1 protein-coding gene is annotated in these 261 nt (G+C 55.2%); it reads right to left on the bottom strand.

Going from position 1 to position 261, the window contains the following annotated elements:
- Positions 1-261 (bottom strand): ATP-binding cassette domain-containing protein (locus tag MXD62_RS40285; RefSeq protein WP_368862346.1); only part of this gene is annotated, 261 nt, incomplete at both ends.

The following is a 261-nucleotide window of genomic DNA, read 5'->3' on the forward strand; positions in this document are numbered from 1 at the left end:
TTCCTCGATATCATGGGTGATCATGATCACGGTGCTGCCCAATCGCTGCCACATCTCTAACAGCCACTCCTGCATCTCCAGCCGCGTGATTCCGTCCAATGCACTGAACGGCTCATCAAGCAGCATCAGATCACAGCCGGTTAAGATGGTGCGAAGAAATGAGACGCGCTGCCTCATTCCTCCCGAAAGCTGATCAGGATATGCATCTGCGCAACCCGCCAAACCGAACAGAGCCAACCGCTCTATCACCTGCTCTCGCGC

The organism is Frankia sp. Mgl5, from assembly GCF_023242985.1.
Classification (GTDB): domain Bacteria; phylum Actinomycetota; class Actinomycetes; order Frankiales; family Frankiaceae; genus Parafrankia; species Parafrankia soli.